Source organism: Bradyrhizobium aeschynomenes, from assembly GCF_013178945.1.
Lineage (GTDB): Bacteria > Pseudomonadota > Alphaproteobacteria > Rhizobiales > Xanthobacteraceae > Bradyrhizobium > Bradyrhizobium aeschynomenes.
On record NZ_JABFDM010000006.1, the window covers coordinates 39,073 to 60,232 of the forward strand.

At 65.0% G+C, this 21,160-nt stretch carries 17 protein-coding genes and 1 tRNA gene; 6 read left to right on the forward strand and 12 right to left on the reverse strand.

What is annotated here, in order from left to right; translation table 11 throughout:
- Positions 1-69 precede the first annotated feature (69 nt).
- The 9 genes from HL666_RS18450 to HL666_RS18490 all read right to left on the reverse strand — a co-directional run bounded on the left by HL666_RS18450 (position 70) and on the right by HL666_RS18490 (position 8,717).
- Entirely contained in the window at positions 70-567 is a 498-nt protein-coding gene (locus tag HL666_RS18450; protein WP_172108921.1) for a GNAT family N-acetyltransferase, read from the reverse strand.
- A gap of 50 nt (positions 568-617) precedes the next feature.
- Complete coding sequence (locus HL666_RS18455; protein WP_172108919.1) at positions 618-1,388, reverse strand: hypothetical protein; 771 nt, start codon at positions 1,386-1,388, stop codon at positions 618-620.
- Between the two features lie 230 nt (positions 1,389-1,618).
- Complete coding sequence (locus HL666_RS18460) at positions 1,619-2,410, reverse strand: transporter substrate-binding domain-containing protein (RefSeq protein ID WP_172182869.1); 792 nt, start codon at positions 2,408-2,410, stop codon at positions 1,619-1,621.
- A gap of 255 nt (positions 2,411-2,665) precedes the next feature.
- Complete coding sequence (locus tag HL666_RS18465) at positions 2,666-3,061, reverse strand: hypothetical protein (protein ID WP_172109793.1); 396 nt, start codon at positions 3,059-3,061, stop codon at positions 2,666-2,668.
- 194 nt (positions 3,062-3,255) lie between these two features.
- A complete protein-coding gene (locus HL666_RS18470; protein WP_172108915.1) occupies positions 3,256-4,254 on the reverse strand; it encodes a hydroxyacid dehydrogenase in 999 nt (332 codons plus the stop codon).
- A gap of 35 nt (positions 4,255-4,289) precedes the next feature.
- Complete coding sequence (locus HL666_RS18475) at positions 4,290-5,390, reverse strand: ABC transporter ATP-binding protein (RefSeq protein ID WP_172108913.1); 1,101 nt, start codon at positions 5,388-5,390, stop codon at positions 4,290-4,292.
- An 18-nt stretch (positions 5,391-5,408) separates the two neighbouring features.
- The gene (locus HL666_RS18480) at positions 5,409-6,320 is read right to left on the reverse strand and encodes a carbohydrate ABC transporter permease (RefSeq protein WP_172108912.1); all 912 of its coding nucleotides are present in this window, start codon (positions 6,318-6,320) and stop codon (positions 5,409-5,411) included.
- Positions 6,320-7,258, reverse strand: a complete 939-nt coding sequence (locus HL666_RS18485; RefSeq protein ID WP_172182871.1) for a carbohydrate ABC transporter permease — start codon at positions 7,256-7,258, stop codon at positions 6,320-6,322. The genes HL666_RS18480 and HL666_RS18485 overlap by 1 nt, the downstream gene beginning before the upstream one ends.
- A gap of 118 nt (positions 7,259-7,376) precedes the next feature.
- Entirely contained in the window at positions 7,377-8,717 is a 1,341-nt protein-coding gene (locus tag HL666_RS18490) for an ABC transporter substrate-binding protein (RefSeq protein ID WP_172108908.1), read from the reverse strand.
- A gap of 483 nt (positions 8,718-9,200) precedes the next feature.
- Here HL666_RS18490 and HL666_RS18495 point away from each other — a divergent pair, with 483 nt between their 5' ends.
- Positions 9,201-9,845: a Spy/CpxP family protein refolding chaperone gene (locus tag HL666_RS18495; protein ID WP_246739066.1), complete on the forward strand. Its 645-nt coding sequence runs from the start codon at positions 9,201-9,203 to the stop codon at positions 9,843-9,845.
- Positions 9,846-9,880: 35 nt separating this feature from the next.
- Here HL666_RS18495 and HL666_RS18500 read toward each other — a convergent pair whose 3' ends face one another.
- On the reverse strand, positions 9,881-10,471 hold the full coding sequence (locus tag HL666_RS18500) for an LmrA/YxaF family transcription factor (protein WP_311975911.1): 591 nt from the start codon (positions 10,469-10,471) through the stop codon (positions 9,881-9,883).
- Between the two features lie 120 nt (positions 10,472-10,591).
- Between HL666_RS18500 and HL666_RS18505 the strand changes: the two genes are divergently transcribed.
- Both HL666_RS18505 and HL666_RS18510 read left to right on the forward strand, forming a co-directional pair.
- Entirely contained in the window at positions 10,592-11,323 is a 732-nt protein-coding gene (locus HL666_RS18505; RefSeq protein WP_172182875.1) for an NIPSNAP family protein, read from the forward strand.
- 352 nt (positions 11,324-11,675) lie between these two features.
- Positions 11,676-12,962: a hypothetical protein gene (locus HL666_RS18510; RefSeq protein ID WP_246741566.1), complete on the forward strand. Its 1,287-nt coding sequence runs from the start codon at positions 11,676-11,678 to the stop codon at positions 12,960-12,962.
- A 373-nt stretch (positions 12,963-13,335) separates the two neighbouring features.
- On the opposite strand, the gene HL666_RS18515 is transcribed toward HL666_RS18510, so the two are convergent.
- A tRNA-Ser gene (locus HL666_RS18515) sits at positions 13,336-13,425 on the reverse strand.
- A gap of 857 nt (positions 13,426-14,282) precedes the next feature.
- Between HL666_RS18515 and HL666_RS18520 the strand changes: the two genes are divergently transcribed.
- On the forward strand, positions 14,283-15,212 hold the full coding sequence (locus HL666_RS18520; RefSeq protein WP_172182877.1) for a septal ring lytic transglycosylase RlpA family protein: 930 nt from the start codon (positions 14,283-14,285) through the stop codon (positions 15,210-15,212).
- Between the two features lie 97 nt (positions 15,213-15,309).
- On the opposite strand, the gene HL666_RS18525 is transcribed toward HL666_RS18520, so the two are convergent.
- A complete protein-coding gene (locus HL666_RS18525) occupies positions 15,310-19,434 on the reverse strand; it encodes a putative Ig domain-containing protein (RefSeq protein ID WP_246741567.1) in 4,125 nt (1,374 codons plus the stop codon).
- 506 nt (positions 19,435-19,940) lie between these two features.
- Here HL666_RS18525 and HL666_RS18530 point away from each other — a divergent pair.
- Together HL666_RS18530 and HL666_RS18535 are read left to right on the forward strand one after the other, a co-directional pair.
- The gene (locus tag HL666_RS18530) at positions 19,941-20,483 is read left to right on the forward strand and encodes a phage tail protein (protein ID WP_172133082.1); all 543 of its coding nucleotides are present in this window, start codon (positions 19,941-19,943) and stop codon (positions 20,481-20,483) included.
- 139 nt (positions 20,484-20,622) lie between these two features.
- Entirely contained in the window at positions 20,623-21,153 is a 531-nt protein-coding gene (locus HL666_RS18535) for a phage tail protein (protein WP_172108898.1), read from the forward strand.
- Positions 21,154-21,160 lie beyond the last annotated feature (7 nt).

The window sequence follows — 21,160 nt, forward strand, 5'->3', positions numbered from 1 at the left end:
GAGATGCCCTGGTACATCAGACATGCCCCTGCCTCATTCAGCAACCTTGCGCTTCCAAGACCATCGCTGTCACGCGCTCACGAACGCCATCGAGACGACGTTCCCATAGCGGCCGTCGATACGTACGGCGTTGCGGTGAAGCCCTTCGGTTTCGAAGCCGACGCTCTTGTACAAGGCGATCGCATTTGCGTTCTGCTCGCGCACGGTCAGCTCGATGCGAGTGAGCCCGAAAGCGAGTGCTGCATCCATCGCTCTTCGGATCAGAGCACGGCCAAGTCCGCGGCCGCGATATGGCGGCAGGACGCCCATGCCGAGCGTGCCACAATGGGCTTGCACCGTGCGGCGCGTGTTGGTCAGGATGTCGCACCAGCCCACCATCTGTGCGCCGTCGAGCGCGACGAACTCTGGCAGGCCATCTTCGATATTCTTCAGGACAAAGGTCCTGATCTGATCGAGCGGCGGCGCCTCGAGGAAGGAGAGAAATCGCCGTTCGCGCGCCACGCTGTCCAGCACGGCGTGGAATGCGGCGATGTCGCGCTCTGCTATAGCCCTGATCTCGAAGGACATGATCTGTTGTCTCTGCCCGGGAGGTACCTCGGTCTCGTGCTGTCGGCCGCTCAGCCGCTGGTTTCGTCACCAGGAGCTACGATGCGCCCGGACAGCCAGAATGAACCGGATATCACGCCTCCGACACGGGGGACATCGGGCAACAGGTTCTCGTCCATGACGACGTCATATGTGCCTCCATAGGTCTCAACCAGAGCCCAATAGAAGGCGCCTCGCGTCAGCGAGTTGACCTTCTTGTCCGCCGCAATCACGTGACCCACGAACATTGCGCGGGCTTGCGGCGGAACGGCAGACTCCCCTGACGGAGTAAAGAGACCAGAAGGGATGAACGATCGCGACGCAAACTTCACATCGTCGGTCTCGCTTGCGTCGTATGCAGCAACCGTCTCGAAGAAGCGGACGTCGTGAGCGAAAGCCGCGACCTGCACCGTCAGGCAAATGGGTAACTTCAGACCGTCGTGACAGCGAAAGTCGGGCGCATCGAACATGAACGGATAGCAGCCCATATCGGCCTCGCCGCCTGAGGGGTCGGCCCACCCTTGGAAAGCCCCGTCGAGGCTGCTTGGCGCCGCGGCCGGAAGCCGGGCCGTGAGCCCGACGTTGATGTTCGAGAGGCCAGCGTAATGGGGGCTAAACCCGGTGAGTTCGTTGCCTCCGTCGACCTGAATCCAGAGCTCCGCGCCGCTCGGGTCTGACCAGCGAAGATATGCACCGGCCGGGGTAGGCAGTCGCTCGGCGAGGGGGGTGACCCGTTTCAGGAGCGCCTCCATGTCCTTCATGGAGTCGATGGCCAAGCCGATCGTCGAGAAGTTCGAGGCCATTGCGGGCTCCTCAAGACGTCCGATCCGTTGCACTGGGTTTCAGACCGACGGTGTACCGCAGCACGAGTGCCAGGAGAGTTCTTTCCGATCTCAATCACGACGCGTGTCGGCCCGAAGGCCACGGTATCGCCGGCCCGATCGGGAATGTCGGGATGTGTCTTTTTTGACCTCTTCCATACAAGGGCCAGCCCACAGGGCTGGCCCGAGGGCGCGCCGGATCAGGTCATCCCTCAATCGAACCAGGCCTTGTAGATCGCCTGATAGCTGCCGTTCTCGGTCGAGATGTGCAGCCACTGGTCCACGAACGCCTTGAGCGCCACGTCGCGCTGCAGCCAGTAGGCTTTCTCCGAAAAGTCGAACGGCTTCTCCGGGTGCACGGCGCAGAGCACGCCGGGATGCAGCTTCTGCTGGTAGCGGGTCTCGGAGGCGTCGGTCATCATCAAATCGGCGTCGCCCTTGGCGATCTCCTCGAAGATCGTGGTGTTGTCGGGGTGGACGCGGACGTCGGCGGCCTTGATGTTGGCGCGGGCGAAGCGCTCGTTGGTGCCGCCGGGGTTGACGACGACGCGGGTGCCGGGCTTGTCGATATCGGCGAGCGTCTGGTACTTCGAGGTGTCGCTGCAGCGGGTGATCGGGGTCTTGCCCTCGCGCATGATCGGCGTCGAGAAGTAGCCCTTCTTCTGGCGGTCGAGCGTGATCGACACGCCGCCCATGGCGACGTCGAACTTGTCGGCCTCGAAATCCTTCATCAGCTGCGGCCAACTCGTCGGCACGAACTCGACCTTGACGCCCAGCGCCTTGCCGAGCGACTCGGCCATGTCGACGTCGAAGCCGGAGAACTTGGCCGTGGCCTTGTCGAGATAGGTGAAGGGCTTGTAGTCGCCGGTCATGCCGACCCGCAGGCTGCCGCGCTGCACGATCTCGTCGAGGCGCGAGGCCTGGTCCGCGGCCGCGGGAGCGGCGAGGCTGCAGACGAGAACGAGCCCGGTCAGGACGGATAGCGGACGATCGAAGAACCCCATGATGCGACACCTCGGCTTGGATTGGACGAGGCTATTCTTATACGAGGCGATATCGCCGGACGAGGGGAGAGAGCGTCGACCGCAGCCGGGCCACATGGCGCGATCGCCATGGTCCATACCTGCACGTGGAAAGCGATGGAGACGCCCGGCTTCCACTGCACCGAGGCAGCTTCAGCCGCTGGGGCAGCCTGAATCCAGCCGTGACGACAAAGGGGCCGGCGATCACCGGGCCGGTCGATATCTGGGGAGCCGCGGCTAGCGCTCGCCGGGGCCCGTCGGCGCGGTCGGGCCTTTGCCGGTCATCTCGTTCTTCAGGGCCTCGAAACGCTCGATCGCCTCACGCGCACGGGTATCGACGGTCTTGACGGCGGCCTCGGCGCTCATCGGACCGCTGCTTACAGCGATCGAGGTGGGCCCCACCGTCTCATCGACGTAGTAGCCATCTTCGCCGCGCCTCGCCGTCCAGCGGAAACGGATCGCCGAGATCGGGCCCGGTCCGATCTTGGTATAGCCATCAGCCTGATCGAAGGACACGACCGTCGCGGCCGCCTTCTTCGAAGGCGAGCCCGCTCTGTCCGCGGGCTTCGCGGCTTCAGGCTGATCCAGAATGCTCGCTATCGTTGCGAGCGCGTGCTCGGTCGCAACACTCATGGCCGCCCCTGTTCCTACCGGCGCGCGCAAACATCCGCACCGATAGTTACAGTTGTAGCGAGATTTGGCCGGGTTGCAAGATTGCGTTGAAAATTGGGCAACAAAGCGGTGGAGAAAGATCCTGACATTCACGTGATGCAGCCCGGCTCCTGCCTCATTGCCGATGAGGCAGGGCCATTGCCTGAGCCGGACGACTACAGCACGTCCTGGTTGATCACGTTCTGGCGAATCGGCGCGCCGTCCAGCACGCTGAGAATGTTGCGCGCGGTCTGCTCGCTCATGCGGTCCACGGCCTCGCGGGTCACGCCGGCGACGTGGGGAGCCATGATCACGTTGGGCAGCGCATGCAGCGCATGGCCGACCGGTGGCGGCTCCTGCTCGAACACGTCGAGGCCGGCGCCGGCCAGCCGGCCTGATACCAGTGCATCATAGAGCGCAGCCTCGTCGATCAGGCCACCGCGGGCGGTGTTGATCAGATACGCGGTCGGCTTCATCAGCCGCAGACGCGCGGCGTTAAACAGGCCGATGGTCTCGGGCGTCTTCGGGCAGTGGATGCTGACGAAGTCGGCGCGCGGCAGTGCGGCATCGAGGTCGGCGACCGGCTCGCAGCCGGCGGCGGTGATCTCGGCGGCGGGCTTGTAGGGGTCATAGACCAGCACCTGCATCTCCATCGCGAGGCAGCGCTTGGCGGTGCGGGTGCCGATGCGGCCGAAGCCGATGATCAGCACGGTCTTGCCGTAGAGGTCGAACGGAAGCACGCCGAGGCGCGAGCCCCAGGTGCCGTCCCTGACCATCGCATGCATCTCGTTGGCGCGCTTGGCGAGCGTCAGCATCATGAACAGCGCCTGCTCGGCGACCGACGGCGAGTTCGCGGTGCCCGCGACCATCAGCGGCACCTTGTGCTTGCTCAGCGCAGGCACATCGACGGCGTCGAAGCCGACGCCGATCCGGGTCACCACCTTCATGTCGCCGGCGGCGACGAGCTCCGGCTCGCCGAAACGGGTGGCGCCGAGGGCCACGCCATGCACGGGCGCGTGGGAGGTGAGCAGCGCAGAAAAGTCGGCCGCCGAGATCATGTTGGGGAACTCGATCATCTCGACGTCGTCGCGCGCCGCGAGCAGCGCGCGTCCCTTGGCCGAGAACGATTCCGTGACGAGGATCTTGTTCTTGTTGGTTGCCGTCCTGGTGCTCATGTCCTGCCCTTGAACCACGTTTCTTGGTGGCCTCGTCAGATGACGAGGCCCGTGGTCTCGTTTAGCAGGTGCATGTTGTTGAGGTCCATTGCCATGCGCAGGGGGCTGCCATCCCGCGCGCCCGCATTGGGACTGACCCGACCGCAGACCGGCGTCTCGTTGAGGGTGAAGTAGACCAGGGTCTCCATCCCCATCGGCTCGGTGACCTCGAGCAGCGCTTCGAACGGCTCGATTCCGGGCTCGGCATGCGGCTTGGTTTCGGTGATGTGCTCCGGCCTGATGCCCAGCTGCAGCGGTTCATTCCGCGACACGGATTGATAGCGCGCCGCCCGCGCCGGCGGCAACGGAAACGAGATCCGGTCCGTGAGACGCAGATGGAGCCGGCCCTCGGCCTCCTCGAGGCGGCACGGCACGAAGTTCATCGCGGGTGAGCCGATGAAGCCGGCGACGAAGCGCGTCGCAGGATTATGATACAGCTCGTTCGGCGTGCCGATCTGCTCGATGCGGCCCTTGTTCATGACCACGACGCGGTCGGCCAGGGTCATCGCCTCGACCTGGTCGTGGGTGACGTACACCGTCGTGGTGCGGACCTTCTGATGCACCTTCTTGATCTCGATGCGCATCTGCACGCGCAGCTTGGCGTCGAGGTTGGACAGCGGTTCGTCGAACAGGAACACCTTGGGATTGCGCACGATGGCGCGGCCCATCGCCACGCGCTGCCGCTGGCCGCCGGACAGCTGCTTCGGCTTGCGGTCGACGAGGTCGGCGATGTCCAGCATGCGCGCGGCCTCCGCCACCCGGCTCTTGATCTCGGCCTTCGGATAGTGCTTCAGGCGCAGCCCGAACGACATGTTCTCCGCGACCGTCATGTGCGGATAGAGGGCGTAGTTCTGGAACACCATCGCGATGTCGCGATCCTTGGGCGGCACGTCGTTGACGACGTCGCCGCCGATCGAGATGTCGCCGTCGGAGATGTCCTCGAGCCCCGCGATCATCCGCAAGGTCGTCGACTTGCCGCAGCCGGACGGGCCGACCAGGACCACGAACTCGTGGTCGGCGATGTCGAGGTCGATCCCCCGGACGGCCTCGACGTCGTCGTAACGCTTCACGACCTTGCGCAAGTTCACTTCAGCCATGTCAGATCAACCCCTGTCTCAGCCTTTGGTCGCGCCGGCGGTCAATCCGGCAATGTAGTAGTCCATCAGGAACGCATAGATGATCAGCGGTGGTGCCGCGCCGAGCAGCGCGCCGGTCATGATCTGTCCCCAGTTGAAGACGTCGCCCTTGATCAGGGTGGTGACGATGCCGACCGGCAGCACCAATTGGTCGGCCGATGTCGTGAACACCAGGGGATACAGGAACTGCGCCCAGGAGACGGTGAAGGCGAAGATCGTCGCCGCGATCAGGCCGGGCAGGGCGACGGGAATGAAGATCCGCGTCAGCGTCTGCAGCCAGGACGCGCCATCGATGATCGCGGCCTCGTCGAGCTCCTTCGGGATCGAGGCGAAATAGCCGATCATGATCCAGGTGCAGAACGGCACCGTCAGCGTCGGATAAATGAACAGCAGCACATACCAGCGGTTGATGAGCTGGATTCCCGTGACGTCGCCGATCAGGGCGAACATCTTGAACAGCGGGATGAACAGGAGGCTGTCCGGAATGAGGTAGGTGAGGAACACGCCGGTGGCGAGCGTCGCCGATCCCCAGAACTTCATCCGCGACAACGCGAAGGCGGCGGGAATGCTGATCAGCATGGTGATGATCACGACCACGATCGAGACCATGGCGGAGTTGAAGAAGAAGCGCTGGAACTGATTCGAGGTCAGCAACCCGACATAGTTCTCCAGCGTCGGGTGGAACACCCACCACGGATTGGTCGCCGCCGAGATCTCGGCGCTGCCCTTCAGCGAGGTGATCAGCATGTAGAGGGGCGGCACCAGCGAGAAGATCGCGAACAGGGTCAGGAAGAAATACGACCAGCGCAGCGCCCAGGCGCGGTCGCGGCTCATCGAGCCGTATTTGACGTTGCGGGTCGGGCCGGCCTTGTCGACGGTGAGCGTGCTCATCAGGATTCGTTCCCCCGCTTGTTGACGTCGCGCAGGATGAAGATCGCGGCGACCGCCAGGATCGGCACCATGAACAGCGAGACGCTGGCGCCGAGCGGAATGTCGCTGCCCTCGATGCCGACGCGGAACGCCCAGGTCGCGAAGATGTGCGTCTTGTCGAGCGGGCCGCCGGCGGTGAGGATGCGGACGATGTCGAAATTGGCGAAGGTGACGATCAGCGAGAACAGCGTCGTGATCGCGATGATGTTGCGCATCATCGGCAAGGTCACGTACCAGATCCGCTGCCACCAATTGGCGCCGTCGATGGCGGCCGCTTCGTAGAGCTGGTCGGGCACCGATTTCAGCGACGCCAGATACATGATCATGAAGAACGGCGCGCCGTACCAGATGTTGACCAGGATCACGGAGAAACGCGCCCAGCCCGCATCGCCGGTCCACGGGATCGGGCCGATGCCGAAGAATGCGAGCGTGTAATTGAAGGCGCTATAGGACGGATCGAACAGCCACAGCCAGGCGAGCGTGCTCATCGCCGGCGGGATGACCCACGGCACCAACAGCATGCCGCGCCATTTGCGTTGGCCCTTGGCCGGGATGTTGTGGACGAAATGCGCGACGATGAAGCCGATCAGCGCCTTGAACACGACGGCCGTGATCGCGAAGATGCAGGACTGCTTGACGACCAGCCAGAACGTGTCGCGCTTGGACAGGAACTCGAAATTGCCGAAGCCGACGAAGCGCTGCATCGACTTGTTCAGCGTCGCCAGATGCACCGAATAGATGGCGGGATAGACCACCAGCAACGTGATCAGCAGGATCAGTGGCAGCGTCAGAAGAAAAGCGACGGTCGACTTGCGCTTCAGCGCATGGCGCAGGCCCTTGCGGCCGGCGGCCCTGCGCGGGCGGACGACGGAATCTTCGCCGATGGCGGCATCAACCATGAGAAAGAGCTCCTCGTGATGGTCCCGGCTGCGGCCGGGTTTCACTGGGCGGGCAAGGAGACGGCGCAGAGAGGACGGCCCGCGGGATGCGGACCGTCCATGTGCGAACGAAGCCGGCTCAGCTGCGCATGAAGCCTTCGCACTCGCCCTCGGCCCAGGCCAAGGTTGCGTCCATCTTCTCGCCCTGGGCGTAGCGCAGGCACATCTTGGTCATGGTCGCCTGCGCGTAGATCTGCTGCGCGATCTTCGGCGGAGCAGGGGATGCCGCGATCGACAGCGTCTGGTGATTATAGGGATTGGGATAGTGATAGAGCGTGCCCTTGGGCGGTCCCTGCTCCTGCCAGACCTTGAGCGTGGTCAGCTTTTCGTAGGCGGGCAGGTCATAGCCGCCGCTCGCCACCACCATCTTCTCGATCGAGGCCGGCTTCGACAGATGCACGATCAGGCTCTTGGCCGCCTCCTTGTTCTTGGAGAACGACCAGATGCTCCAGAAATAGGGCAGGAACGGTGCGAAGCGGCCCTTCGGCCCGGCCGGGAAGCCGTGGGTCCAGCACTGCTCGGCGATCTGCGGCGCGTCGCGCTTGGCCACCGCCCAGGCGCTCGGCGGATTCATGATCATCGCGCCCTTGCCGGACACCAGCCATTTGTTGTTCGACGCGTCGTCCCACGAGGCGACATCCGGCGGCAGCGCCGCGATCAGCCGCTTGTAGAACTCCAGCGCCTGGCGCACCGCGTCGGTCTTCACCGTGACGTCGCCCTTGGCATTCACGAGCTCGGCGCCGAACGCCTGGAAGAAGGCGCCGGCGGAGTCGACGCTGTCGGTGGTCTCACCGAGGCCGATGCCGAAGGGAACGCCGGCCTTCTGGCAGGCTTCCGCCGCCTTCAGGAACGTCTCCGTCGTCCAGCCGTCCGCCTTCGGCGGGCCGCCGGCGGGATACAGTTCTTGCACGTCGATCCCGGCATGCTTCTTCATCAGGTCGATGCGGGTGCACGGGCCCTTGATCTGGCTGCCGACGCAAGCGGGCACCGCGAGCCACTTCCCGCCGGATTGTCCGAGATATTTGACGGTGCCGTTGACCTCGCCGTTCTCCTTGATGATCGGCTCCATGATGTCGTTGACCGGCTCCAGCAGCTCGGCATTCGCATGCGGCCACCAGGTCGGCATCGCCATCAGGTCATGTCCGGATTTTGCGGCTCCTTCGGCGGCGATCGTCAGCTCGATCTTCTTGCCCTGGCTGGTGATGTAGTCGATCTGGACTTCGACCTTCTCCTTGGCGGCCCATTCGTTGACGAGATCGGTCGAAGCCTGATTGGCGCCGGGAACCCAATGGTCCCAGAACCCCATCGAGAGCTTGCCGGCGGCATAGGCGCCGCGCACATAGGGCGCGGCGATCATGACCGCCGAAGTGGCAGCGGTCGCGGCAACGAATTGTCGGCGGTTCAGCTTCCTCCGTGACATGGCGTTCCCTCCCTGGTGAGCCAAGCATTCTGTTGATGCGAATCCAGCTTGTTAGTTATTGCGTCGCGTCATGCGCGCATGGATTTCGCTTGAGTGCAATCAGAGCAGAATTGCGCGCGGCTGTCGAGAAAGCAGGTGAGGAGAAACTTAGAACTAATGGCGTGCACAATTCGTCGCAGAGGGCGCAACTGATTGCATCGCAACGATGGACGCTGCGCTGCAAAGCGAGACCTGATCGAAGCAGGATTCAAATGGAGCTGGGCGGCGGTCGATACGTCACACTCCATACGGCAGATGGACTTGCGCGTTGCGGCAACGATAGAATTCGGTGGAATCATGGCCGTCGCGACGGCAGCGCCGCGAGACGGTTGGACGTGTTGCATGGAGCCTGAACGGATGATGGCGAGCCTCGCCGGCAGTTGGCGCCGGTCTTTCGGATGCATTGCAATAGGAGCGGCGGTCGGCCTCATCGTGCTCGCGGGCCTGCCGCGTCAGCTTGACGCGCAGGGCCTGTTCAAGGGAGTCGAGCAGGGCGCGCGCGAAGGCAACAGGGCGGCGGGCCCGGTCGGCGGCGTGCTCGGCGGCGCGATCGGCGGCGTCGTCGGCGTGGTCACCGGCGTCACGGGAGCATTCACCGGCAACAGCGAGCAGCAGAATGCGCAGCCCGCGGCACCGCCGGCCGACGGCAGGAAGGCGAAGCCTTCCAAGGCGGCGAAGACGAGCAAGGTGGCCAGGGCGACGCCGATGCTGACGCAGCCGGGCGCGCCGGAGCTCACAGCCGAGCAGATCGTCGCCAACAGCGACGCCAATGTCGAGCGTCTGAAGACCGGACTGAATCTGACCGAGGAGCAGGCGAAGAGCTGGGGTCCGTTCGCCGACGCCATGCACGCACTCGGCCGCAACGGCGCCGACCGGCTCAATCTGCGCATCGCACGGGCGAAGCGCGATCCGCCTGACGACATCGTCGAGCAGATGCGCAACGAGGCGCAGTTCCTGGTCGACCGTGCGGCCGACCAGCGCGCGGTGGCGGACGCCTCCGAGCCGCTCTTCACCAGCCTCGACGACAGGCAGAAGCAGATCTTCATCGACGAGATGGTGCGCCTCAGCCGCGAACGCGGGCTGGATTAGTTCAGCGCGCCGCGCCCTGGCCTGCTGCGACTGCGTCAACCAGCCAGCATCGCGCCGCGGTATTTGGCGGCGAGCAACGCCGCCAGCTCGACTCTCGCATCGGCCAGCGGAATGGCGTCCTGGCGGGCCTTGGCCATCGCCATCGCCCCGGAATAGGCGGCGATCACCAGCGTCGCGAGGCTGTCGGGATGCAGGTCGCGGGCACGGCCGGCGAGCACGTCGGCATAGAGCTTCGCGCGCAGGGCGTCGTGCCAGGCCGCGAAGATGGCATTGAGCGCGCGGCGCATGTCGGCGTCATGCGCCGAAATTTCCATCGCCATGTTGTTCAGCGGGCAGCCGGACACCGCGCGCTTGCCGGTCAGCTCGGTGATGATGGCCGCGAAGATGGCGTCGATGGCGGAGGGCGCGTCGGCATGAGCCTCCAGTGGCGCGATCCAGGTCTGCGCGACCGCCTGCGCCACGCGATCCTGAATCACCGCCAGGCCGAGATCGCGCTTGGCCGGGAAATGGTGCGCCATGGCGCCGCCCGACACGGACGCCTTCTCGCGGATCTCGAGCATCCCCGTGGCGAGATAGCCGTGGCGGACGAACGTGTCGTAGGCGACGTCGACGATGCGCCGCCGCACGCCCTCGGGATCGTTGGTTCGCCGGGATGCCTTCATTTCGGCCGGAGAATAGCGGCTTGACAAAACGGGTCAATCGTCCTGTTGTGCAAAACAGGACGATTGACCTGTTGGAGCACGGCCATGCAACGTCATGCGATCTTCGAGCTGCGCCGCTACCGCATGCGCCCTGGCGGGCGGGACACACTGATCGACCTGTTCGACACCGCGTTCGTCGAGCCTCAGGAGGCGCTGGGGATGCGCATCGAGGGGGAGTTCAGGGATTGCGACGATCCCAATGCCTTCGTCTGGGTGCGCTCCTTTGCCGACATGGACGCGAGAGCGCAGGCGCTGCAGTCGTTCTATGGCGGCAATGTCTGGGCCGCGCATCGCGCCGCGGCGAATGCGACGATGCTCAATTCCGACAACGTGCTGCTGCTGAAGCCGGCCGGGGCCGAGCCGCCGTTCGCGCGCAATCTGCGGCGCGCCGAGGAAGGAAACCGCTCGTTGCCGGCCAGCGGCATCGTGGTCGTGAGCACCTGCTCACTGGCGCCGGGCAAGGAGACCGCTCTGGCCGGCTTCTTCTCCGAGCACGCCCGGCCGATCCTGCGCGAGGCGGGCGCGCGCATCGAGGCCATGCTCATCAGCGAGCACAGTCCAAACAGCTTTCCGAGGCTGCCGGTCCGGGAGGGAGAGACGGTGTTCGTGTGGCTCGAATGTCACCAGGACGAGGCAAGCCTGTTGCGCTGTCGCGAGCGCCTTTCGCGCAATTCCGACTGGACGGATCATGTCCAGCCCTCCATCGACGCCCAGTGCTGGCGGCCGATCGAGGTGTCATACCTGACCCCAAGCTCACGATCGCTCTGCGCCTGGTGATCCCGGCGGCGCGAGGTTCCGTCTCCAGCGTCCGTTGTCCCTGCGTCCATTTGGTCGCGTTGACCGGGCGGCCCGCGGCGGCTATGCCGCGTCATGACGTGCGCGCCGCGAGTTGCACAACTTTCACAATAGCACCATCACAGCCGCTGAGCTGAAATATATGTTAACGTGCGTTGCAAGCAATTCGCATATATAGAGTTGAGACGCAGACGCCCTGCGGCGGCGTCTGGATTGCACTGAGGTCATTGATGAGCCCGTGCCCGAAGCCTTACCGCCGGCGGGCGGCTTCCGGCTGGTGTGGAGAGCCATTTTGTTGTCGAGAGTGCGCGTGCGCCGATGGATTGAATCTCGGTTGGGTCTTGGCAAAGCGAGCACCGCCGAGAGGCTCGATGCGGATGCGAAACGCTTCATCGAAGCTGTGCAGGCGGAGTTGAAGGCTGCGAAGGATGACTCGCAGCGCTACAAGCGCATCACCGAGGAGATGGGCGTGATCATGGGCCGGCTGCGCGATGAGCGCGACGGCTACCGGCTCGAGTGGGAAGCCGCATCCGCGGAGCTTCGCCGGCTGACCCGACCGCGCGCGACGCCGGCCTCCGGCAATGGGTCGCCGCGCCGCGCCGGCAACGGCCATGACGGGTCCGCCTTGAAGAACACCCCGCGGTCCGCGCTTCGCGTGCTGTGCGTGGGCACGGGGCGCGACGGCACGACGTCGCTCACACGGATGATGCAGGAGGTCTTCGACAACCAGGGCAACGGCGACCGTGCGGTGCACGAGTGGGCGTCGGGCGAGCTCAATGAGCTGTTCTGCCAGCTCAAGGAAACCAACGATTCCGGCTTCGAGGATCAGATCCGCCAGACGATACTCGATTGCCCCCATGCGTGCGTCGTCGGCAATGGATATGCGGCCGTGCTGCCGATCATCGCCGAACTGCTCGGCGACCAGGTCACGCTGGTGCATCTGCGCCGCCGCGACCGCGCGGCCTGCATCGCAAGCCTGGCCGAGAACGCCGAGGTTGCGCCGGAGAACCACTTCTACTACGCAAACTCGCCGGCCGCGCACCGCAAGCGGCCGACGGCTTTCCACTTCGGCGAGATGTCCAAGCAGCAATGGCTGGATCTGCCGCTGACCGACAAGTTCGGCTGGTACTACGACAAGACCCACGCTCTGATCGAGAAATCCAAGGGCCTGTTTCCGAATACGCTGTCGGTCGATACCGAGGACCTCGCTCTGGACAGCGTGCGCGCGGCGCTGGCCCATGCGGCCGGCAGCAGCGAAGCGCCGCGAGCTTTCCACGTCAACCGCTTCGTCGATCTGCGCCACGTGCCGGCCGAACGCCGCAGCTTCGTGCAGCGCCTGCTGGGCCAGCTCGACGTCCAGAAGCTCGCCCATGACGATCTCTACGGCGTGCGGCAGGTGCTGAACGAGCTCATCTATCATCTCGCGCATTTTCCGGACGAGGCGCCGGGCGCGCTGGATGAGCTGCGCTGGACGTTGAGCGAGACCTATCGGCTTCTCGACCACCGCATCAGCGACGTTCGCGAACTGATGGAGCGGGTCGGGGTCACGCCGGAGACGGCAGCGCCGCCGACTGAGCATGGCGCTCCGCGCCCGCACGAAGGGGCGCGCCTGAACAGTTGAGCGGTCTGGTCCCAGGGCCGACAAGCTCGGTCCCCCGAAGCGTCGTCGACCGGCTGCCTGCAGCAAAGGAGCGATTGGATTTGCTCGCCACTGCCTCGCGCAGCCAAGAGTCAACGAAACCGATCCAGCCGACGCTCCCATCCCCACCCGCGTGGCGCGCCCCGGCGACCACTCAACGCTGACGAGCCGAGCATTGCAGCATTGCGCGTCGGCCAAGTCTATTCGCCTCTGCCCAAGAGTTTTTCAGGCGCGGACGATGTAGCAGCGACAACCGCGATCGAATCGGCCGTCGCGAACAGACCGGCGCTGGCGCAAAGAGCGCGTGCAGCGTCCGCATGCGACGTCAAAGTGGAATCGAACATGAAAGTGGAATTGGCGGAAGGGGTGGGATTCGAACCCACGGTGCCCTTGCGGGCACGCCGGTTTTCAAGACCGGTGCCTTAAACCACTCGGCCACCCTTCCATCCGGCGCTCGTCGGAACGCCGGCGAAGCCACGCAGGCGAGGGCGTGGCAACTTCGCGACACTTGTTTAGGGTGCTGGCTTGCGGCTCGTCAACGGCGCTTTCGCGGGGCGCCGGATCTCATCGGCAAAAGGCCGGCGTTCACATGAATGCGAAAATCATCAGGCCCGAGCACAACACCACTGTGCTCACTGCTGCCAGGGCGAGAAAGCCGCCCGAAAGCAAGTCTTGATGTCGCAAGGGTCACCTGCTGCGGCTGGATTGCCCGTCCGAGCTGGCCCGGATTGGAGGCCTGCTGGTCGAAGGCCTGCTCGTCGAAACTGCAGCTTCAGGCCAATCCTGAAGTATCGCTCTCGAAGCGGACGAAAGCCGACCGGAATGCCGGCTGTCCGACTTGCCTGGAGTCAGGCCCGCGACCGGACCCCTTCAAACGCATGAGCGAGGAAGATGCCGGCGCCAACCAAGCCCATCACCGCTGTCATTGCTTCGATCATCGTGAACACACCCTTGTTGCGCCCCGTGTGAAGCAAACGACGTGCAGCCCTGCACAGTCAAAATGATTCAGGCTCCGAAAAATGAGAACCATCCTAAGTGAGGTTTTCACGCAACATATGTGTCCAAAAAGGTGCACTCGCAACGTCGCTGTGTGACGACGTGCACGCACGGGCAGCTATTGCACCCCGCGGACAACCGCTGGAAAGCTCCGGTTAACCACGGCGGGGGCCACCCCATTTCCGCCGTGTTCGGGTTGCGTTATCCTTATCCAATGAGTTGCGGGAAACGCGACTCGGGGAGGCCGGGACGTGCGAGCCGAGGGTGGGGCTCGGGCGGCGACTGGCGAACTGGTATTTGGGGTCGATGGGGATTGGTCAAACAGATCCGGTCGAGAGAGCGGTGCGGAGCGCCGTTGCCATTCTCGCCTGCCTGATGGTCGCGAACTGCGCCTCGTCGAACAAATTTGCCAGCAAGGTCGATCCGAAATACGGCGTGTCGTCGAGCCCGCGCGTGGTCGGCTTCGGTGAGCCGGTGCCGAAGGGCGGCGGGGTCTACCGAATCGGCAAGCCGTATACCGTGGCAGGCAAGACCTACGTTCCGGAAGAGGACGCGAACTATCGTGCCGAGGGCATGGCGTCCTGGTACGGCGATGATTTCCACGGCCGCCTGACCGCCAATGGCGAGGTCTTCGACATGACGTCGCTGACCGCCGCCCATCCGACCCTGCCGCTGCCGAGCTACGCCCGGGTCACCAATCTCGCCAACGGCAAATCGCTGATCGTCCGCATCAATGATCGCGGGCCGTACCACGGCAACCGGCTGATCGACGTCTCCAACAAGGCGGCCGATCTGCTCGAGTTCAAGGGCAACGGCATCGCCAAGGTCCGGGTCGAATATGTCGGCCGCGCGCCGCTCGAGGGCTCCGACGACACCCAGCTGATGGCGACCTTGCGCACCGGCATCCCTGCGCCGGCGCCGTCGCTGGTCCGTGTCGCCTCGGCCAAGCCGTTCGTACCCGACATGGGCGCGAGCCGTCCGATTCGCGGCGAGATCCCGCTGCCCGAGGGCCGTCCGTATACGCTCGGCAACAGCTCGGCCGACATGGCCTCGATCAACGCGACCTCGGAGTTGTCGGCATCGAGCCGGACGCGGGGACGCAGCCTCGATAATCCGCGCGCGGTGTCCTACGATCAAGCCGGCCGCACCGTGCCTCCCACCAGGGCAGCGGCACGCGAATCGGCGGATGGGGCTGATGAAGCGCGCGACATCATGGGCGGCCGCGGGCTGTACTGATCTCTCGGCTACGGATCTATCTACTGCGCTCAGCCCGTTGCAAGGAACCGTCCCTGATGGGGCGGCTTCGATTCCCGCGGTGAGTGTGAGCAAGGCGCTACTGGGCTGAGAACGGCACCCGCGCCTTTGCCGAGTAGGTCCAGACACGGGTGTTGCCGCCGATCCCGCCGAGCTCGGCGCCGAGCCCGACGCTGGCCCCGCCCGAGGTCCTGATGCCGAGACCGCCGGTGGCGCGCGCCGACCAGCCCTGCAGCAGCGGGGTCGAGGCCAGACCAGTGCCGGCGAGCGTGTTGGCATCCTCCTTGTTGAAGTAATAGTCGCCATACATGCCGAGGAACGGCGTGAGCACGATGCCGCTGTCGAACCAGGCCACGGGGTAGGCGGCCCGCAGACCGCCGGAGGCGCGCCCGCTGGCGAAGTCATTGGTGGCCTGCCGGGTGCCCAGCGAGTCGGTATAGGCGTTCTGGTGCTCCCACAGCGCGTAGACCTTCGCCGAGGGCTCGAGCAGCAGGCCGGCCCAGTTGTAGGTGCCGGTCAGGCCGGTCGAGACCATCCAGCGCTGGCCGTTGAAGCTGCCCTGCGCGGTCCCGGCCGTGCCGTTGTAGCCGATGCCCGAATAGGCCACCGCGGCATCGAAGCGGAGCGTCGGAACGATCTTCCAGCCGAAATAGGCGCCCGTGGTCCAGCCGTCCCCCTTCAGCCGGCCATTGATGTCCTGCTGGGTGTAGCTGAACGTCTCATAGCCGCCGACGACGCCGACCAGGAAGTTTGGCGCCGCGCGGTAGGTCAGGCCCATCAGCGCATTGAGCTGCTGGCCGTAGAGCGAGGCCTGGCTGGCCTGCGCGACGCCACCGACGCTCGTGGTGCCCCAACGGTCGACGCCGGTGCCGCGGACGTCGGCCCACAGCAGCCACTCCTTCTGTTCGTGCCATTTCGGCGCGGCCTGCTTCCTGTCGCCGCGGTCGATGGCCGCGAAGGCATCGTCGATTCGGCCGGGGCTGCGGGCACGCGGCGCTGACGCACCGGGCAGCGCGGAGGAATAGGCGCGGCTGTTGCTGTCGCCGGCTCCGCTCGTGCTCTGAGAGCGACCGTCCTGATCACGCGGATCGGCCGAGAAATTGAAGCGCATGCGCCCGGCGCCCGGCGTCACGAAGCTGCCGCCGTCGTTGAAGCCGTCGGCGATGGCGTCATCCACCGCACCGGAGATCGCCTGCCCGGAGTTCTGCGCCACCAGCTTGCTGACGGTCTGCTGGAGGGAGCGCAGACGCACGCTGTCCACGGGCACGTTGACGGTCTGCGCGAGGCCGGGCGAGGTGCTCGCCAGGTAGAGAGCGTTGCCGCCATAGCTCGCCGTGATGGTGTGGCCGCCGACCGCGAGCGCCGTCGTCGAGAACGTGGCCACGCCTCCGGCCAGCGTCCCGGTGCCGATCGGCGCGCCATTGTCGTTGAACGTCACCGTGCCTGTCGCCGTCGTCGGGGTCACCGTCGCGGTGAAGGTCACGGACTGACCGAACTGGCTCGGGTTCTGCGACGAGGTCAGTCCGACGGTCGTGGCGAGCTGGCCGACGGACAGGTTGAAGGTCGCGCTCGCGGAAGCGCTGTTGGTGTCGGTCACGGTGACCGTAAAGGTGGTCGCCGCCGCTGGCACCGTCGGCGTGCCGCTGACGAGGCCATTCGTGGTGTTGAAGTTCAGGCCGGTCGGCAGCGCCGGCGAGATCGCGAAAGCCAGCACGCCGGTTCCGCCCGATCCCGTGACCGGCGTGAACGGCGTCACTGCCTGGTTGATCGGCAGCGCGCTGGACGGCACGGCCGTCGTCGCCGTCACCGCACCGTTGACGGTCAGGCTGAACGTGTTCGTGGCCGTGGCGTTGGCGGCGTCGGTCACGGTGACCGTGTAGGTCGTGGCGCCGCTGGTGGCGGTCGGCGTGCCCGTGATGCTGCCGTCCGAGGTGTTGAGCGTCAGTCCCGTCGGCAGCGCGGGTGAGACGCTGAACCCGAGCGGCGCGGTGCCGCCGCTGCCGGTCACCGGCGTGAACGCCGTCGCCGCCTGGTTGGCGGTGAGAACCTTCGAGGCGATCGCCTGCGTCGCCGAGACGGCGCCGTTCACGGTCAGACTGAACGTGGCGGTGGCGGTCGCGCTATTGGCGTCGGTGACGGTGACCGTGTAGGTCGTGGCGCCGCTCGTGGCGGTCGGCGTGCCCGTGATTGCGCCGGTCGAGGTGTTGAAGCTCAGGCCGGTCGGCAAAGCCGGCGCGACACCATAGCTGAGCGGCGATGTGCCGCCTGCACCGGTGACCGGAGTGAACGGCGTCGCTGCGACGTTGACGGTCAAGCCCTTCGACGGAATGGCCTGCGTCGCCGAGACGGCGCCGTTCACGGTCAGGCTGAACGTGTTGCTCGCGGTGGCGCTGTTGGCGTCCGTGACGGTCACCGTGTACGTCGCGGTCGCGGTGATCGCGGTCGGCGTGCCCGTGATCGCGCCGGTCGAGGTGTTGAAGCTCAGGCCGGCGGGCAGCGTCGGCGACACGCCATAGGTCAGCGGCGCGGTTCCGTTGCTGCCGGTGACGGGGGTGAACGAGGTCGCGGCGACGTTCACCGACAGCGATTTGGACGCGACCGATTGGGTGGCGGTGACGGCGCCGTTGACCGTCAGGCTGAACGTGTTGCTCGCCGTCGCAGTGTTGGAATCGGTGACGGTGACCGTGTAGGTCGTGGCGCCGCTGGTGGCGGTCGGAGTGCCCGTGATCGCTCCCGTCGAGGTGTTGAAGCTCAGACCGGTCGGGAGGCTCGGCGAAACCGCGTAGGCCAAGGTCCCCGTACCGCCACCGCCCGTCACGGGCGTGAAGGTGGTGGCGGCATGGTTGGCGGTCAACACCTTGGACGCAACGGCCTGCGTCGCCGTCACGGCGCCGTTGACCGTCAGGCTGAACGTGTTCGATGCGGTCGCGCTGTTGGCATCGGTGACCGTGACCGTGTAGGTCGTGGCGCCGCTCGTGACGGTCGGCGTTCCCGTGATCGCGCCGGTCGAGGTGTTCAACGACAGGCCGGTCGGCAGGGGGGGAGAGATGCCGTACGACAAGGGCGAGGTGCCCCCCGATCCGGTGACCGGCGTGAACGAGGCAGCGGAGGCATTCTGCGTCAGCGACTGGGTCGCCACAGACTGTGTCGCGCTGACGGCCTGGTTGACCGTCAGACTGAACGTATTGCTGGCCGTCGCGCTATTGGCGTCCGTGATGGTCACGGTGTAGGTGGTCGCGCCGCTGATCGCCGTCGGCGTGCCGGTAATCGCGCCGGTCGATGTGTTGAACGACAAGCCGGCGGGGAGCGACGGCGAGACCCCATAGCTGAGCGGTGCCGCGCCGCCTGAACCAGTGACGGGCGTGAACGACGTGGCCGCGAAGTTCTGTGTCAACGCTTTCGAGGCGATCGATTGTGTCGCCGTAGGGCCGACCACGCTCAAAGGCGTCGGGGTGGTCGCGGTACTGCCGGAGACGGAGCCCGGTCCGGTCGCCGATACGATACCCGTCGTGTAGGAATACGAGCCCGGCGTCGACGACGACACGGTCAGCGTCACGGTACAGCTCGAGCTGGCATTCACCGTGGCGCCACTCAGGCTGAGGCTGCTGCCCGCGAGCGTCGCCGTGCCGCCGCTACATGTTGTCCCTGCACCGGACCCCGCCAGGCCAGCCGGCAGCGCACTCGCGGCCACCGCGACGCCGGTCAAGGCAAAGCCAGAATTGGGGTTGTTGATCGTCAACGTGAGGGTCGCGGCCGACCCCGACGGAATTGATGTTGGCGAGAACGCTGCCGAGATGGTCGGCGCAACGATGTTGGCCGGGAGATTGGTGATGTTGACCGTGAAAGGGGTTGTGGCGTTGCCGTAGATATTGCTGTTCGTGTCAGAACCGGGTGCGTAGTACATTGTGAAGGAGTCGGCGCCGCCGGTCTCACCCACAGCCAGCGACGTGATCGTCACCTTGTAGTCGACGACGTAGCCCGAGATACCGTTGATGCCGGTTGGGCCGATGACCACTTGATAGGTGGCTTTCGAGGTGGAGAACGTACCCGCGTCGCCGCTGGCCGTGATTCCACCCGATCCCGAAACCGGAACGTTGTTACCAATGTCGGCGCCGTTCTGCTGATACAAACCGCTCTTGATGGCAGCGCAGTTGCCGGCCACGGAGAAGGTGACGCCCGACCCGTTGGCCACCTGCCCGTTCATGTCCACGCTTGAGCTGGGTGTGCACGACTGAGCCTGTGCCGCCGTCGGCAGCGAGGCTGCGGCTGCGAGCACGATGATCGCGATCAGAGCGTCCAAAGATGATTTCGACCAGCGCTGCAACTGCGCGTGCAGACGCTGAACAACTCGGTCGCCGAGTCTGGCTGCCAGTCTCACAATGCCCCCTCACGGCATCTCCTGATTCGGGAGCGCCGCCCTAAAAAACTTGATTCCAAATTAAGATAACTGAGGATTCAGCTTGGAGGCCCGTTCTCTCCCGGGCAAGTTATTTCACCGCGAAGGCATTGCTGTTTCTCTGTCAAGTTGCAGGACTGCCACAACCTCATCTGCCCGAAGCACTGCCCTTGACCAACGTCCTGCTCTCGACATACAATCTTTGCTTGAGTTTCTGATTTTCACAGTCGAAGATATATGGTGTGCGTGGAACGTGTTTCGGCGCGGTGGCCACGTTGACTCAATTAAGAAGCAGCCGTTTTGGGAGATAACGCATGCCATTGCAGCCCATCCTCGGGCAGATCATGCCTTTTGCCGGACCGCAGCCACCCAAGGGATGGGCGTTTTGCAACGGCGCGCTGCTGGCCGTTCAGACCAACCAGGCCTTGTTCTCGCTGCTCGGAACGTATTACGGCGGCAACGGCGTCACGACGTTCGCGCTGCCCGATCTCCGCGGCCGGGCCATCCTCGGGTCGACGGGAAGCGCTGGCCAGTATCCCGCCGGAATGATGAGCGGCTCTGAGACGGTGACGCTGACCCCTCCGCAGCTGCCCTCTCACAATCATCTGCTTTCGGCGAGGACCGACACCGGATCTGGGCGCGGGGCGAGCCCGTTGAACAATCTGTTCGCCACCAACACGCTGCCGACCGACAATCCCGGGCTGATCTTCACCGTTGCGGGGGCAGGCGAGGTGCCGCTGGCGCCCGATACCAACGTCGGCTCGTCCGGGGGCGGCCAGGCCCACAATAACATGCAGCCTTATCTGGCGATCAGCTACGTGATCGCGCTCAACGGCGTCTATCCCTCGCGGAACTGAGCGTTTCGTCGGAGCCTTCGGGGGTCTCGATCAGTTGCGTCGACACCGCCCATTTTCAACGAACGACGTCTTCAACGTATGACGTCCGTGCTCGGGCCGCGAAGCGAGGTCCGTGCTCGCCAAATGAAAGGAGCCCGGGATGTCTGACCCGTTTATCGCCGAGATCAGGTTATTCGCATTTCCACGCGTTCCAGACGGGTGGCTGTTGTGCGACGGAAAGTCTCTACCGATCTCGGAATACGAGACGCTGTATACGATCATTGGCACCACGTATGGCGGCGATGGCGTCCAGACCTTCAATACACCTGATTTGCGCGGCCGCGTTCCGATCGGACAAGGCACGGGGACCGGCTTGCAGACCTACGTGATCGGCCAGGCCGCGGGAGAAGACGAGCACAGCTTGAATAGCAACGAGATTCCGTCGCACAGCCATTCACTGCTGGCGTCAACGCAGCCCGCAAGCACGGCGACACCTGGCGAATCCGTTATTCTCGGGACGGCATCCGTCGACAATCTGTATGCGCCGGTCGCCAATGCGGCCCCTTATACGACGATGTCGACCCAAGCCGTCACGACCGCGGGGCAGGGCCTTGGCCACAACAACCTGATGCCAACCGTCGTTGGCAACTACTGCATCTGCTACGCGGGCGTTTTTCCTTCTCCCGGTTGAGCGGCTG